This window comes from Desulfobotulus sp., from assembly GCF_034006065.1.
Classification (GTDB): Bacteria; Desulfobacterota; Desulfobacteria; order Desulfobacterales; family ASO4-4; genus Desulfobotulus.
The window spans coordinates 16,714-32,056 of sequence record NZ_JAVETM010000012.1 but is presented as its reverse complement, the minus strand read 5'-3'; the positions used below and the strand labels follow the sequence as shown (position 1 = coordinate 32,056).

Here is a 15,343-nt window from a genome sequence, read left to right as displayed (position 1 = left end):
TCCAAGAGCTTTTCAGTATCGCTTCCAGACTGGTCCGTGTATCAAAAGAGACCATGCGGAGTGTAAATTGTGAAAACCTCGGCTGGAGGTTACCGATGCTCCTCCGGCGCATCAGCCATGACGTCAGCCAAGAAAAATTGCTCATGTACATCCGCGAGCAAAAAAAAGAATAGGGAAGGCGTAAATAGTGAACCATGTAATCCACAACAGCATCGTGAACTTTATCTGGGCTATTGCCGACGACGTGCTGCGTGACATCTACGTGCGCGGCAAATACCGTGACGTGATCCTGCCGATGACGGTCATACGCCGCCTTGACGCACTTCTGGAGCCGAGCAAGGAAAAAGTCCTCGGCATGAAAAAGTACCTCGACGGAGCCGGGATCGCCAACCAGCACGCAGCCCTCTGCCAGGCCGCAGGCGAGGCCTTTTACAATGTATCCCCCTTCACCCTGCGTGACCTGAAGAACCGCGCCAGACAACAGCAGCTCAAGGCCGATTTCGAAGCCTACCTGGACGGCTTTTCACCCAACGTCCAGGAGATCCTCGACAAGTTCAAGTTCCGCAACCAGATTCCCACCCTGATCGAGGCCGATATCCTCGGCCACCTCATCGAAAAATTCCTCGATGGCCGCGTCAATCTCAGCCCCAAGTCCATTCAGGATGTGGACGGCAACGAGATCCTTCCGGCGCTCGACAACCATTCCATGGGCACTATTTTCGAGGAGCTGATCCGCCGCTTCAACGAAGAAAACAACGAAGAGGCCGGAGAGCACTTCACGCCCCGCGACGTGGTCAAACTCATGGCCGACCTGATCTTCCTGCCGGTGGCCGACGACATCGAATCGGGCACTTACCTCGTCTATGACGGAGCCTGCGGCACCGGAGGCATGCTGACTGTGGCAGAGAAACGTCTGGCTGAGCTCGCCAAAAACCACGGCAAGGACGTCTCCATCCATCTTTACGGCCAGGAGGTGCAGCCGGAAACCTATGCCATCTCCAAGGCCGATCTGCTGCTCAAAGGCGAAGGTGCCGAGGCCGAGAACATGAAGTACGGCTCCACGCTCGCAAGCGATGCCTTCCCCTCGCAGGAGTTCCATTTCATGCTCTCCAATCCGCCCTACGGCAAGAGCTGGAAGACCGATCTGGAACGCCTGGGCGGCAAGGGGGACATCAAAGATCCGCGCTTTGTCACCCAGCACGCTGGCGACTCCGAATACAAAATGATCACCCGTTCCTCGGACGGGCAGCTCATGTTCCTGGTCAACAAGCTCTCCAAGATGAAGCATACCACCCGCCTCGGCAGCCGCATCGCCGAGGTTCACAACGGTTCATCCCTCTTCACCGGCGATGCGGGTCAGGGCGAGAGCAACATCCGCCGCTGGATCATCGAGAACGACTGGCTGGAAGCCATCATCGCCCTGCCGGAAAACATGTTCTACAATACCGGCATTGCCACCTACATCTGGGTGCTCACCAACCGCAAGGGCGAAGAGCGTAAAGGCAAGGTTCAGCTCATTGATGCCACCGAATGGTACGTGCCTCTGCGCCGCAACCTCGGCAAGAAGAACTGCGAGTTCTCCGAGGAACATATCCGTGCCATCTGCGACCTGCTGGTGAATCCGGTCGAAACCGAGAAATCCAGGATCTTCCCCAACGAGGCCTTCGGCTACTGGAAAGTGACGGTGGATCGTCCGCTGCGCCTTGCCGTTGATCTGAGTCCGGCACGGCTGTCCCGGTTCGAACGGACCTGCACCAATGTGAAGGAAGAGCCTCTGGCCAATTTGGCCCGCCGTATGGCCGAGATCCTCGGAGTCGGTCCACACCTCGATTTCAATGCCTTCATGGACACCTGCGACACCGATGCCGACAGGCATGGTGTCAAGCTCACTGCCAAGCGCAAAAAAATGCTGCAAAGCGAACTCTGCGACACCCGCGAGGATGCCGCGCCGGTGCTGAAAAAGGTTCACAAACCAGGCAAGACCATGCCCGATCCCATCCACGGCCTGCTCGAAGCCCAGGTGAACGGTAAGGGCTGCGTGGTAGAATACGAGCCGGATACCGCACTGCGTGACAGCGAACAGGTGCCTCTGCTGGAGGAGGGCGGCATTGAAGCGTTCTTCCGGCGCGAGGTGCTGCCCTACACCCCGGATGCCTGGATCGACCCGGACAAGACACAGGTGGGGTACGAGATCTCCTTCACCCGCCACTTCTACCGGCCTGCACCCATGCGCACCCTGGATGAGATCAAGGCCGATATCTATGCCCTGGAACAGGAAACCGAAGGGCTTCTGGAACAGATTATCGGAGAGGCGGATTGATGAAAAAGACTGCAAAGTCCAGGAGCCGGGAGGTTTTGATGGTGGGTTCCGGTGGTGTGCTGCTGGACGATATCCGGGCCTTGATAAAAGAAACCCGTGCCCAGGTGGCAACTGCCGTCAACGCTGGCCTGACCCTGCTTTATTGGCGTATCGGCAAGCGGATTAACGCGGAAATTCTCAAGGGAGAGCGGGCCGAATATGGTGGGCAGATTGTCTCCGCAACGGGGAAAGAATTGGAACTGGAGTTCGGGCGGGGATTTTCTGAGAAGTCTCTTCGCCATATGATCCGGTTTTCCGAGGCGTTTCCCGAAGAGGCAATTGTCTCCGCAATGCGGAGACAATTGAGCTGGACCCATTTCAAGGCGCTCATCTATCTTGATGCCCCCCTCAAACGAGATTTCTACACTGAAATGTGCAGGGTTGAAGGTTGGAGTACCCGCACCCTGCAAACAAAAATCGGCTCCATGCTTTATGAGCAAACCGCCTTGTCCCGCAAGCCCGAGGATCTGGCCCGCATGGAACTGGATGCCTTGCAAAAAGAAGATCTGCTGACCCCGGATCTGGTCTTTCGTGATCCCTACGTTCTGGATTTTCTCGGTCTGAAAGATGCCTACCTGGAAAAAGATCTTGAGGCCGCCATCCTCCGGGAAATGGAGTCCTTTCTGCTCGAACTGGGCGCGGGTTTCTCCTTTGTTGCCCGACAAAAACGCATGACCGTGGATGGCGATGATTTTTATCTGGATCTGCTGTTCTTCCACCGTGGCCTCAGACGGCTTATCGCCATTGAACTGAAGCTGGACAAATTCCGGCCCGATCATTTTGGGCAAATGTCCTTGTACCTGCGCTGGCTCGACAGATACGAACGCAAACCGGGCGAAGAAGCGCCGCTGGGCATCATCCTCTGCTCCGGCAAGGATGACGAACGGATCGAACTGCTGGAACTCAGCCAGTCCGGCATCCATGTGGCCGAATACCTCACCGAACTGCCACCCAAAAAGATTTTGCAGCAAAAACTTCATGCCGCCATTGAGCTGTCGCGCAACCGGCTCGAAAACAAGGAGGCGGAATGATGAAGCTGGCCCCTTATCCAGAATACAAGGACTCTGCCGTACCGTGGCTGGGGAAGATTCCGGCGCATTGGGATCTGTTCAGGAACGGTCGCCTTTTCTCCCAGCGCAATGAAACCGGGTTCGGAGAATTGCCTATTCTTGAAGTCTCACTGAAAACCGGTATCCGCGTGCGTGACATGGAGAACCTGAAGCGCAAGCAGGTGATGTCCGACCGGGAAAAATACAAGCGAGCGGCTCAGGGGGATATTGCCTACAACATGATGCGCATGTGGCAGGGAGCCGTTGGGGTTGCGCCTGTCGATGGGCTGGTCAGCCCGGCCTATGTTGTCGTGCGACCCTTTCCGGAGGTGGACTGCCGCTATTTCAGCTATCTGTTCCGCACCGCATCCTACATGAACGAGGTGGATGCCTATTCACGAGGCATCGTGAAGGATCGCAACCGGCTTTACTGGCAGGATTTCAAGCGCATGCCGTCACCCGTTCCTCCGATTGAGGAGCAGCGGAACATTACCAAATTTCTTGATGCGGTCGGCAGCAAGGCCCAGCGGTTCATCCGCAACAAGCAGCGGCTCATCGAACTGCTCAAGGAACAGAAGCAGAACGTCATCAACCAGGCCGTGACCCGAGGGCTTGATCCCAAGGTCAAGTTCAAGCCCAGCGGCGTGGAATGGATCGGAGATATTCCGGAGCACTGGGACGCCAGACGGCTCCGCACGCTGGCGGCGGTCAGGGCAAGTGGCGTCGACAAGAACACGGACGAGGACGAAGTCCCGGTCATGCTCTGCAACTACGTGGACGTTTACAAGAACGACCGCATCACCGCTGCCATCGATTTCATGAAGGCCACGGCCACGCCGGAAGAAATTCGCGTTTTTGAGCTGAAAGCGGGCGACGTGATCATCACCAAGGACTCCGAAAGCTGGGATGACATCGCCATTCCCACTTTCGTGCCCGAGGCAATTCCGGGCGTCGTTTGTGCCTATCACTTGGCCTTGATCAGACCGTTCTCAGGTGAAATCGAAGGCGAGTTTCTGTTCAGGGCCTTCTCTTCCGACCCAGTGGCGGACCAGTTCCGGATTGCCGCTACCGGCGTGACCCGCTTTGGCTTGGCGCAAGGTGCAATCAAGGGGGCGTTCTTCCCGCTACCGCCGTTGGAGGAACAACGGGCGATTATTGCTCACATCAATGAGAAGTGCGCAGAAATCAGCCAGGCGATTTCAAGGGCCGAGCGTGAGATCGAGCTGATGCGCGAATACCGCACTCGACTGATTTCCGATGTGGTCACCGGTCAGGTGGACGTGCGCAACATCGAGGTGCCGGAGATTGCCGAGGACGAACTGCTGACGCTGGATGAAGACACCACCGATGCCGATGACCTGAACAGTGACGAGGGGGAGATGGATGAAACCGACTGACAAAACCCCCAAGAACAGCCTCGGCAAACCCCAGGACTATCCGCGTCTGCTGACTGAGATCAAGGAGCGCATCCGCTCCGCCCAGTATGAAGCCCTCAAGGCGGTCAACAAGGAGCTGGTCGGCCTTTACTGGGACATCGGCCGAATGATAATGGAACGGCAGGATGTTGAAGGCTGGGGCAAGGCAGTGGTGGAACGGTTGTCTGCCGACCTGCGGCAGGAATTCCCAGGTGTGAAAGGTTTTTCGGTTCAAAATCTATGGTACATGAGACAGTTCTATTCGGAGTATCAGGGCAGCCAAAAACTCCAACCACTGGTTGGAGAAATTGCGTGGGCGCATAATCTTGTCATCATGAGCAAGTGCAAGGATTCGCTGGAGCGGGAATTTTATATCCGTATGACCCGCAAATTCGGCTGGTCTAAAAATGTACTCATCCACCAGATCGACAACCAGAGCTATGAAAAATCCTTGCTGGGCCAGACCAATTTCGACCAGGCGCTCACACCGGAACTTCGCGCCCAGGCCAAGCTGGCAGTGAAGGACGAATACACCTTCGATTTTCTGGAACTGGGCGAGGAACACAGCGAGCGGCAGGTTCGCCAGGAGGACGAGAACCCATCCATCGGCATCATCCTGTGCAAGGAGAAGAACCGCACCATTGTGGAATATGCCCTGCACGATGCCAGAAAGCCCATCGGCGTGGCCACGTATGAAATCACCAAGACCCTGCCCAAGGCACTGAAAGGCCAACTGCCGTCGCCTAAGGACATCGCCCGTTTGCTGGAAGACCTCTGAATTGTGAAGGGTGAAAAATATGGAGGAGATGCAATGACCACGGACACAACGGAAAAGGGTCTGGAAAACCTCATTGTCCAATCGTTGATTGGCGAAGCCGGATACGTTCAGGGCAACCCGCAGGACTACGACCGGGAACACGCCGTGGATCTGGCCAAGCTCATTGCATTTCTGCACGCCACGCAACCGGAACAACTCGAAGTGCTACGCCTCGACCCGGCATCCTTTCACCCTTCACACCTCACCCCTCACACGTCAAACTTCCTGCACCGCCTGCAGGGCGAGATTGCCAAGCGTGGCGTGGTGGACTGTTTGCGTTCCGGTATCAAGCACGGCCCGGCCCATGTGAACCTTTTCTACGGAACGCCGACACCGGGCAATGTGAAGGCAGCCGAACGGTTCGCGGCCAACATCTTCAGTGTCACCCGCCAGCTCCGCTACAGCCGCGTTGAAACCGCGCTCTCCCTCGACATGGCCGTGTTCATCAACGGCCTGCCCATCGCCACCTTCGAACTCAAAAACAAACTCACCAAGCAGACGGTGCTCGATGCCGTGCAGCAGTACCAGCGCGACCGCGATCCGAAGGAGCTTCTGTTCCAGTTTGGCCGCTGTGTTGTCCATTTTGCCGTGGACGACCACGAGGTGCGTTTCTGTACCCACCTCAAGGGCAAGGGGTCGTGGTTTCTGCCCTTCAACAGGGGGAACAATGACGGCGCGGGCAATCCGCCGAACCCATTCGGTATGGCCACCGATTACCTGTGGAAGGAGACCCTCTCCAGGGCGGGCCTCACCGACATTCTGGAAAACTACGCCCAGGTGGTGGCGGAAAAGGACGAGAAGACCGGCAAAAAAAGATCCAAGCAGATCTTCCCCCGCTACCATCAGTTGAAGGTGGTGCACATGCTGCTGGCCCATGCCGCTGAAAACGGTGTCGGCAGGCGTTACCTGATTCAGCACTCGGCGGGCAGCGGGAAGAGCAACTCCATCGCCTGGCTGGCACACCAGCTCGTGGGGCTGGAGCATGAAAGCAAGACGTTGTTCGATTCGGTCATCGTGGTCACAGACCGACGGGTACTCGACAAGCAGATCCGCGACACCATCAAACAGTTCGCCCAGGTCTCCGCCACCGTCGGCCATGCCGAAGACTCCGGCGACCTGCGCAAATTCCTCAAGGCCGGGAAGAAAGTCATCATCACAACGGTGCAGAAGTTCCCTTTCATCCTCGATGAGATCGGCAACGAACACCGCAGGAGCAAGTTCGCCATCATCATCGACGAGGCCCATTCCAGCCAGGGTGGCAAGACCACCGCCGCCATGAACCGTGTGCTGGAGGAGGCCGCGCCCTACGGTGGCTCTGATGCGGCGGAGGAAGAGACGGTTGAAGACAAGATCAACAGGATCATGGAAGGCCGGAAGATGGTAACCAACGCCAGCTACTTCGCCTTCACCGCAACCCCCAAGAACAAGACCCTGGAAATTTTCGGCGAGCCGGATCCACAGCCCGACGGCACCGTGAAGCACCGTCCCTTCCACAGCTACACCATGAAACAGGCCATTCAGGAAGGCTTCATCCTCGATGTGCTGAAGAACTATACCCCGGTAGAAAGCTACTACCGTCTGGCCAAGATCGTGGAGGATGATCCGCGCTTTGACGCCAACAAGGCCCTGAAAAAACTGCGCCGCTACGTGGAGTCCCACGAACACGCCATCCGCGAGAAGGCCGAGATCATGGTGGATCACTTTCACGCCCAGGTGATCGACCACCGCAAGATCGGCGGGCAGGCCCGGGCCATGGTCATCACAGGCGGTATCGAACGGGCCATTCAGTATTTTCACGCCTTCAGGGACTACCTCAAGGAGCGCAAAAGTCCTTATACATCCATTGTCGCCTTTTCCGGGGAACACGAGTATGGCGGCAAGAAGGTCACCGAAGCGACGCTGAACGGCTTTCCCAGCAGCCAGATCCCGGACAAGGTGCGAGAGGATCCGTACCGCTTCTTGATCGTCGCCGACAAGTTCCAGACCGGCTACGACGAACCGCTGCTGCACACCATGTATGTGGATAAAGCACTCTCCGACATCAAGGCGGTGCAGACTCTGTCACGCCTCAATCGCGCCCATCCCCAGAAACACGACACCTTTGTGCTCGATTTTTACAACGACTCGGAGACCATTCAGAAGTCCTTCAAGGATTACTATCGTACCACCATCCTCAGTGACGAGACCGACCCCAACAAGCTGCACGACCTGAAATCAGATCTGGACGGCTACCAGGTCTGTTCCAAGGCACAAATCGACGATCTGGTGGGGCTTTATCTGAACGGTGCAGACCGTGACAAACTCGACCCCATCCTGGATGCCTGCGTCGCCACCTACAAGGCTGATCTCGACGAAGACGGACAGGTGAACTTCAAGGGTAAGGGCAAAGCCTTCGTGCGCACCTACGGTTTTCTGGCCTCAATTCTTCCCTACTCGAATGCTGACTGGGAAAAGCTGTCGATCTTTCTGAATTTCCTGATCCCGAAACTCCCTGCACCCAAGGAAGAGGATCTGTCCCGGGGCATCCTGGAGGCCATCGATATGGACAGCTACCGTGTCGAGGTAAAAACCAGCCTCAAGATCAACCTTCCGGATCAGGATGCCGAAATCGAACCGGTGCCGACAATGGGCATGGGCTCTGAAATAATTCCATACAGCTTAAAGCTTACTTCAGCTGGAATCTTAACGGTTTTAATTGCTTACAATGCTTTCATAAAATTTAAACAACAAAGCAAGCATTCAACAAATAACAATATTTCATTGCTATAATTGAGATAACGTGTTAATATAATGCCGTCTTCTATCTTCTTAAACAAACAAATAATATTGGGAATGGGGTTTCATGAAAAAATTAAATATTGGTGTTAAACTTATAGGAATGGTGGCTGTTCTTCTTTTGCTCATGATAATAACTTCTGGATACGGTATTTTAAAGGTCAATCATATTAATCAAGAACTTAATGAAATCACAGAATATAATAACCCCTTGTCAGATTTCGCAACTAAAATTTCAATTACACAACTGAACCAGGCCGTCCTTTTTGAAAAAATATTGTTTTTATCGAAAGAATCAAAGAATGAGGAACAATTTAAGGAGGACTGGCGAAAATTTGAATTCTATTCGAAACAATTTTATATAAATATGGACAATGCTGTAAACCTCGTAAAAAAAGCCTTAAATAACACTGACTGCCCAGAGCAATATGATAAATTATTTATCCTCCTTAAGGAAATCAATAGTAAGCATTTAGGATATGAGAAACACGTTAAACATTCAAGGATGCTATTGCTAAATAATAAGCATGATGAGATCCCTTCCCATATAAAAGAGGTGGAACTTAAAAAAGTAGAGTTACTTGGAAAAACGGAAGATGTGCGTACTTTTATTACTAAAATGTCAGATGATTTTGCTAAAGAAGCTAAAGAAAGTGGCGATACCAGTGGGAAAAATATGATAATGCTAACTCTTTTTGCTATGATTCTCGGGCTTGTACTTGGGCTCCTCTTGACGAGAGAAATCACAGGGCCTGTAAAACAGGTTGTCTCGAGCTTGAAGGATATTGCAAATGGTGAAGGAGATTTAACTCTTCGGATCAAAGTGAGTGGAGGGGGAGAAATTTATGAATTGGCCAGCTGGTTTAATCTGTTTTTGGATAAATTGCGGGGAATGATCTTGGAGACCGCTGGCAACACAAAAACCTTAAACAATTCATCCACAGAATTTCTTGGGTTGTCAAGTGATATGCAAGACAATGCCTTAGAGACTCAAGACATTGCCAAAGATGTAAAGAAAGTCACAGAATCAATGAATGATAAAATGAATTCTGTAACATCTGCATCTGCGGCCGCTTCTGGAAATGTCAGTTCTATTGCGTCTGCGGCTGAACAATTGAATCAGATGATTGAAAGAATAATGGAAAATACGACCGAAGCCAAGTCTGTTACAGGGGGAGCGGTTAGTCGAGTCAAAGATGTTTCTGAAAAAATTGGTGACCTTGGTTCAGCCGCAAAATCAATTAATCAAGTGATTGAAACCATTAATGAAATATCTGAACAGACTAACCTACTTGCACTTAATGCCACCATCGAAGCGGCAAGAGCTGGCGAAGCAGGAAAAGGTTTTGCTGTGGTTGCAAATGAAATTAAAGAGTTAGCTAAAAAAACTGCAGAAGCAACCCTTTTTATTAAAGAAAAAGTCGAAGGAATTCAAAAAACGACTAAAGGCTCGGTTGAAGAAATCGAAGTCGTCAACAAGATTATAGAGAATATAGATTCAAACGTGTCAGGAATTGCACAAGCGCTTAATGAACAATCCGAGGCTACCAAAGAAATCGCCGTCAATTCTTCACTTGCTTCTCAGGGTATTTTGGAAATGAATGAAAATGTCACGCAGATATCTTCTCTTTCTCAGGGGGTAGGAGTTTCCATTTCTCGTATAAACGATTCTGCACAGAATACCGCACAAGGAAGTTCACTGATGAATGTTAAAGCAACTGAATTAAACCATTTATCCGAAAAGTTAAGAGATATGGTTGTCCAGTTCAAAATATAGCCCGAATTTACAGTGCCTTGGAGGTGCAAGCCTTTTAAAAAACAATGAGCCTGGTTCAGAAACGCATCAATCTGGACCGAGTGGGTTTATTTGTTCGTGACGGATTTGTACCAAGTGTTTAATAGACCCCCATTATAATTAAAAACATTTTTTCTCAGGCAATACAAATAGCATTTCAAACTTTAATTAGATAAGAATCAATATGAAACTTGAAGACACCCATAAAAGCCTTTTCAGAAATCTTTTACTTGGTGGCCTTGTTATTTCAATACTGGTAGGCATTATCGCTACAGTTATTGAAATACGAAGCATTGATAATCAATTGGCAGAGATCTCATATACTGAAGCAGAAAAAACTTCTTCTTCTTATGAAAAATATTATAAGTTGAAAACAGTAGAAGCATATAAGGAGTTGAATGACAGTATTCAAAAAAGTCTTGATCATGATCTTTTCATTTTTATTGAGTTTTTAGATGATAGCCTGAAACCAGTTATTCAAGCTTCGATAAAAGATTATGAAACGATTAATGGAAAACTGAACAAAAAATTTGGTACTTTTAAAATGAAAGGTAAATATGAGTGCAAAACAGGGTACTATAACGGTCAGCTATATATAAAATTTATGGTTCCAGTTATAAGTAAGACAGATAATTCCGTTATTGGGCATTTTCAGGGAATCTATCACCTTTCTAATAAGCAATTGAAAGATATAAAACTTAAAAGCCTGATTTCAATTATTATGACTATGGTTGTGGTTCTCATAACTACCATTCTAATTTATCCGATTATATTTCGTTTGAATAAGCGTCTTTTGAACCTTTCATCAGATCTTCTGATTTCTAACACCAATATATTGAAGTCTCTGGGTAGCGCTATTGCAGAACGGGACAGTGATACCAATTCACACAATTATCGGGTCACTATATATTCTGTTAAACTTGCTGAAGCAATTGGACGCAGTCCAGTTCAAATCAGGGATTTAATTACAGGGGCCTTTTTACATGACGTTGGAAAAATCGGAATAAGCGACTCGATACTTCTTAAACCGGGAAAACTGACCGATGAAGAATTTGAAATCATGAAACAGCATGTCTCTATCGGAGCAAAAATTGTTCAAAATAATGAATGGTTAAAGCGTGCAACAGATGTTATTCGGTACCACCATGAAAAATACGACGGCAGTGGATATCTGGCAGGACTAAAGGGGAAAGACATTCCGGTAAATGCAAAAATATTTGCCATTTCAGATGTCTTTGATGCTCTAACTTCTGAGCGTCCATATAAAAAGCCATTTTCATTTAAAAAATCAATGGATATAATGAGGGAGGATGTGGGTAAGCACTTTGATCCTGAACTATTCAATAAATTTGAAAATATAGCAGAAAAACTCTATACAAAATTTCATGCCATCAATGATGAAGAATATCTAAATCAATGCATGGAAGACATTATGAATGATTATTTTTCAATAAACTTTTAATCCTATAAAACAGGTATTTTTGTTCTAAACCCGACATATGAAAAGCCCGCCCACTTGTACCGCAGGGCCGCTTTATAGTTGTTTTTAGCTTTTTGCGAGTCCATCACCCCTGAAATGGATCTAAGTTCTGTAGCGGGTACATCAATTTTTTCCTGATCCGGTGTTTGTACCCACTCTTTAATGATGTCTCCCATATCATTAAGTATACCGGTTTTATTATCTTTTAATTCATTGTGTTTTATTTCCTCAGTTAATATTTCAGAATTGACTTCACTCTCGGGGCTCTCAGTAAGGCCTGAACTCATGTGATATTGATAAGTAAATCGCCACTCTTTTTCAGTTAACAATTATAGGAATTTATCCATAGTCCGTGCAAGAAAAGTCGAAGTAGGAGTAGTGGACGCGAGCGTGCTCTGAGCGGCGAAGTAGCTGTAACCTGTTAATATTACAAAGGGCAAAATCACAAAATTATAGTTATGATGCCAAAATGTAGCCGGAATAAATATATTGACATTTCAGCTATTTATAATTTACTTTGCACCTGGTAACAGCTTCGCTTCCACTGGGCCAACTGCGAAGGGGTTAATATAAATGATTACAACTGTAATCTTTCGGATCTGTTTTTATATCTCGGCAAGGTCCATTTGGTGTTGAAGTTAAAACTCGACAATTAAAAATATTCAGATCAAAAAAAGATTATTTTGGATCAATCTGAAAAAATATTATTTCTGGCCAATGAGGATTATTGATAATTTAATACAAGCAAAAACCTAACCGGACACCACTGAGAAATTCTATGAGTATGCCACAGAGGCAGGTTTTCGAATTCATGCCTGTGCAGCCGGAGATCCTGAAAGTAAAGGTAAGGTTGAAGCTGGAGTCAAGTATGTCAAAAATGACTGCCTGTATGGTGATAGCTTTGAAACAAAAAGCAGCGTACGCAGACATGTTCTTGAATGGCTTGAGGATGTTGCCAATAGCCGTATTCATGGAACAACCGGTAAAATACCTCATAATCATTTTGAAACTGATGAAAAACAACACTTGTCTAAATATCTTACACCAGCCTGCTGTTCTGAGCAAAATCCTGCCTGTGAATCAAGAAAGGCAGATAAAACAGGCCTGATCTCCTGGAAAGCTAATAAATATTCTGTACCCATGGCATATCAGAGAAGGCGGGTAAGAGTTCAGGAAGATACAGAAAACATTTACATCAAAGATATTGAAACAAATAATATTATTGCTCAACATTCCCTTTGCAGGGAAAAAGGCAAGATAATCAAAAACAACAATCATTACAGAGATCATGAACAAAGGATTAAGGATCTTGAGCAAAAGATTGTATCCATTGCAGGAGAAGAAAACGGTGCGGCCCTTTGCAGGCATTTGAAGGATACAGAACCTCGAATTTATAAAGATCAGCTTGTGGCTGTTGAAAAGATTTTATTTGATTTCAATCCTATAGACGATGATTTGCTGCAGCATCTATGCCAAAAACCTTTAATGACAGCATCCCGTCTGAAAAACTATCTTGAAGCTGACCAGAAGGCAAAAATGAAGGGCCGATCTTCCTCCATGCAATTTGATATTTCTTCAGAAAAACTTGATCTTAGAGCTTATGCAGCCATCATTGGCCAACCTGTCGGTGGCCAGGAGGTGACCCATGAGCATGCTTGAACAAACAGCTTCCCGTTACCGTAGCCTGAAACTTACTACCACTGCCTCTCAGCTTGCGGACCTTATTGCACAGGCAGAAGCAAATGAAATATCCTATTTGAGTTTCGCTGATCAACTGGTCTCAAATGAGTTGAATCATCGTTTGCATACAAGAGTGCAGCGTAACTTCAGGCAAGCAGGATTCCCGGCAAGAAAGTTTTTGGAAGATTTTGACTATAGGCATCAGACAACCATTACAAAACGCCAGATAAACAGTCTTTTAGACTTTAATTTTATTGACGATAGAAACAATCTTATTTTTATTGGCCCGCCTGGAGTAGGCAAAACACATCTTGCTATTGGAATAGGAATAAAGGCTATAGAAGCCGGATACAAGATTTTATTCCGTAATGCCCTTGATCTTGTCGAAGACCTTGAAATGTTTGAAATGAAAGGGGAATTAAAAAAAAGAATCAGCCAAATTTCAAAATATGATCTGATTATTATTGATGAGCTTGGATATCTTCCTATGCTTCAGCAGGCAAGATATAATTTATTTCAACTTATCAATGCCTTATACGAGTTCAGGTCTATCGTTCTGACAACCAACAAAGATTTTACCAGCTGGGGTGATTTTTTTCATAATGACAATGTCGCTATACCCATTGTCGATCGCATCATACACCATTCACATATTTTTATGATGGGAGGTGAAAGTTATCGAATTAAGGAGAAAATGAAAATTTAATTTATCAAAATGGGTCAATTTTATTGGCCAAAAGTGGGTCAAAAATTTTGGCCATTGACACCGACCAGCGGCGGTGGCCGCAAGCCGGAACCGGAGCTGGATCAACTGAGCAACATCATCAGGGCATTCAATGACCAGTTCGGCAATATCGACTGGAAGGACGGCGACAAGATCCGCAAGATCATCGCCGAGGAGATCCCGGTCAAGGTGGCAGCGGACGCAGCCTACCAGAATGCCATGAAGAACAATGACAAGAAAACCGCCCGAATCGAGCACGATGCCGCGCTCCAGCGGATCATGATCGACCTCCTGTCCGACCACACAGAACTGTTCAAGCAGTTCAGCGACAATCCGTCGTTCAAGAAATGGCTGGGCGACACCATCTTTGGGGTGACCTACCAAGAGAGCGCAAAGGCCAATGCACAAACTGGCAGATAAGCGGCTACACACCATGCAAAAAGCTACGTTTCTGAACAGATGGGGCCTTTCATGGAAAAACAGCTCGGGGGAGAAAGCATGGAACTGCTGCGGCCCGTGAAGAAGCATCTGGATCCCTTTTCAATTTTTTCCCCTTGAATATCTGATAGAAAACATGGAAAATTTCCTCTTGTTGCATTTTTGGAGCGCAGAGAATGAAAAACAACAAAACAGCTTTGATCGTGATCGACATGCAGCGAAGCATGCGTGGCCCGGACGCAGGCGAGCGGAATAATCCAGATGCCGAGGGAAACATCCACTGTCTGCTCAGTGCATGGAGAAAGACGGGCTGGCCGATTATCCATGTTCGTCATATTTCCCGGATCCCAGGCTCGCCATTCTGGCCCGGTCAGTCTGGTGTTGAATTTCAGTCTGAGCTCTCCCCGATCACAGGCGAACACATCATTGAAAAAAACGTACCCGATGCCTTCATCCAAAGCGGTCTGGAGCGATGGCTCCATGTCCGCGGCGTTAAGCACGTCGTCATCGCGGGTGTCAGTACGAGCAACTCGGTCGAGTCCACGGCACGCACCGCAGGCAATCTCGGCTTTAAGACGATTGTGGTATCAGACGCTACGTTTACTTTTGCAAAAAAGGACTACAGGGGTGTCCTGCGGTCTGCGGATGAGGTACACGCGATGTCCCTGGCCAACCTGGACGGTGAATACGCCTCCGTCTTGAGTACGGCGGAAATTATCAATTTGCTCTGACATCTGAATTCACACACCGAAGGACATCGCCCGTTTGCTGGAAGACCTCTGAATTGTGAAGGGTGAAAAATATGGAGGAG

General features: G+C 48.6%; 12 protein-coding genes. 11 read left to right on the top strand and 1 reads right to left on the bottom strand.

The genetic code is table 11. The features are described 5' to 3' along the window. Positions 1–187 precede the first annotated feature (187 nt). The 7 genes from RBR60_RS06605 (at position 188) to RBR60_RS06575 (ending at position 11,672) form a co-directional block, all read left to right on the top strand. Positions 188–2,320: a class I SAM-dependent DNA methyltransferase gene (locus RBR60_RS06605; protein ID WP_320355098.1), complete on the top strand. Its 2,133-nt coding sequence runs from the start codon at positions 188–190 to the stop codon at positions 2,318–2,320. Beyond that, positions 2,320–3,390: a PDDEXK nuclease domain-containing protein gene (locus RBR60_RS06600; RefSeq protein WP_320355097.1), complete on the top strand. Its 1,071-nt coding sequence runs from the start codon at positions 2,320–2,322 to the stop codon at positions 3,388–3,390. Before RBR60_RS06605 ends, RBR60_RS06600 begins: the two co-directional genes overlap by 1 nt. Further along, positions 3,387–4,805 carry a restriction endonuclease subunit S gene (locus tag RBR60_RS06595; protein WP_320355096.1) on the top strand — a complete coding sequence of 473 codons (1,419 nt, stop codon included), beginning with the start codon at positions 3,387–3,389 and terminating at the stop codon, positions 4,803–4,805. Before RBR60_RS06600 ends, RBR60_RS06595 begins: the two co-directional genes overlap by 4 nt. Further along, on the top strand, positions 4,792–5,601 hold the full coding sequence (locus tag RBR60_RS06590) for a PDDEXK nuclease domain-containing protein (RefSeq protein ID WP_320355095.1): 810 nt from the start codon (positions 4,792–4,794) through the stop codon (positions 5,599–5,601). Before RBR60_RS06595 ends, RBR60_RS06590 begins: the two co-directional genes overlap by 14 nt. 33 nt (positions 5,602–5,634) lie before the next feature. After that, the gene (locus RBR60_RS06585) at positions 5,635–8,409 is read left to right on the top strand and encodes a type I restriction endonuclease subunit R (RefSeq protein ID WP_320355094.1); all 2,775 of its coding nucleotides are present in this window, start codon (positions 5,635–5,637) and stop codon (positions 8,407–8,409) included. Between the two features lie 73 nt (positions 8,410–8,482). Then, the gene (locus RBR60_RS06580) at positions 8,483–10,192 is read left to right on the top strand and encodes a methyl-accepting chemotaxis protein (protein ID WP_320355093.1); all 1,710 of its coding nucleotides are present in this window, start codon (positions 8,483–8,485) and stop codon (positions 10,190–10,192) included. 202 nt (positions 10,193–10,394) lie between these two features. Continuing rightward, positions 10,395–11,672 (top strand): HD-GYP domain-containing protein, encoded by a 1,278-nt coding sequence (locus RBR60_RS06575; RefSeq protein ID WP_320355092.1) that lies wholly within the window; start codon positions 10,395–10,397, stop codon positions 11,670–11,672. Between the two features lie 2 nt (positions 11,673–11,674). Here the strand turns inward: RBR60_RS06575 and RBR60_RS06570 are convergent, their stop codons facing one another. Further along, the gene (locus tag RBR60_RS06570; protein ID WP_320355091.1) at positions 11,675–12,019 is read right to left on the bottom strand and encodes a hypothetical protein; all 345 of its coding nucleotides are present in this window, start codon (positions 12,017–12,019) and stop codon (positions 11,675–11,677) included. 697 nt (positions 12,020–12,716) lie between these two features. Between RBR60_RS06570 and RBR60_RS06565 the strand changes: the two genes are divergently transcribed. From RBR60_RS06565 to RBR60_RS06550, 4 genes are all read left to right on the top strand, one after another. Next, on the top strand, positions 12,717–13,349 hold the full coding sequence (locus RBR60_RS06565; protein WP_320355090.1) for a Mu transposase domain-containing protein: 633 nt from the start codon (positions 12,717–12,719) through the stop codon (positions 13,347–13,349). Beyond that, positions 13,336–14,076 (top strand): IS21-like element helper ATPase IstB, encoded by a 741-nt coding sequence (istB, locus tag RBR60_RS06560; protein ID WP_320355089.1) that lies wholly within the window; start codon positions 13,336–13,338, stop codon positions 14,074–14,076. The genes RBR60_RS06565 and istB overlap by 14 nt, the downstream gene beginning before the upstream one ends. A 54-nt stretch (positions 14,077–14,130) precedes the next feature. After that, positions 14,131–14,514: a hypothetical protein gene (locus RBR60_RS06555; RefSeq protein WP_320355088.1), complete on the top strand. Its 384-nt coding sequence runs from the start codon at positions 14,131–14,133 to the stop codon at positions 14,512–14,514. A 194-nt stretch (positions 14,515–14,708) separates the two neighbouring features. Then, positions 14,709–15,263: a cysteine hydrolase family protein gene (locus RBR60_RS06550; protein ID WP_320355087.1), complete on the top strand. Its 555-nt coding sequence runs from the start codon at positions 14,709–14,711 to the stop codon at positions 15,261–15,263. Positions 15,264–15,343: the final 80 nt, after the last annotated feature.

Coding starts and splice junctions, on each gene's coding strand:
- RBR60_RS06600 (WP_320355097.1), top strand. CDS start 2,320: ATGAAAAAGACTGCAAAGTCCAGGAGCCGGGAGGTTTTGATGGTGGGT.
- RBR60_RS06595 (WP_320355096.1), top strand. CDS start 3,387: ATGATGAAGCTGGCCCCTTATCCAGAATACAAGGACTCTGCCGTACCG.
- RBR60_RS06590 (WP_320355095.1), top strand. CDS start 4,792: ATGAAACCGACTGACAAAACCCCCAAGAACAGCCTCGGCAAACCCCAG.
- RBR60_RS06585 (WP_320355094.1), top strand. CDS start 5,635: ATGACCACGGACACAACGGAAAAGGGTCTGGAAAACCTCATTGTCCAA.
- RBR60_RS06580 (WP_320355093.1), top strand. CDS start 8,483: ATGAAAAAATTAAATATTGGTGTTAAACTTATAGGAATGGTGGCTGTT.
- RBR60_RS06575 (WP_320355092.1), top strand. CDS start 10,395: ATGAAACTTGAAGACACCCATAAAAGCCTTTTCAGAAATCTTTTACTT.
- istB (WP_320355089.1), top strand. CDS start 13,336: ATGAGCATGCTTGAACAAACAGCTTCCCGTTACCGTAGCCTGAAACTT.
- RBR60_RS06550 (WP_320355087.1), top strand. CDS start 14,709: ATGAAAAACAACAAAACAGCTTTGATCGTGATCGACATGCAGCGAAGC.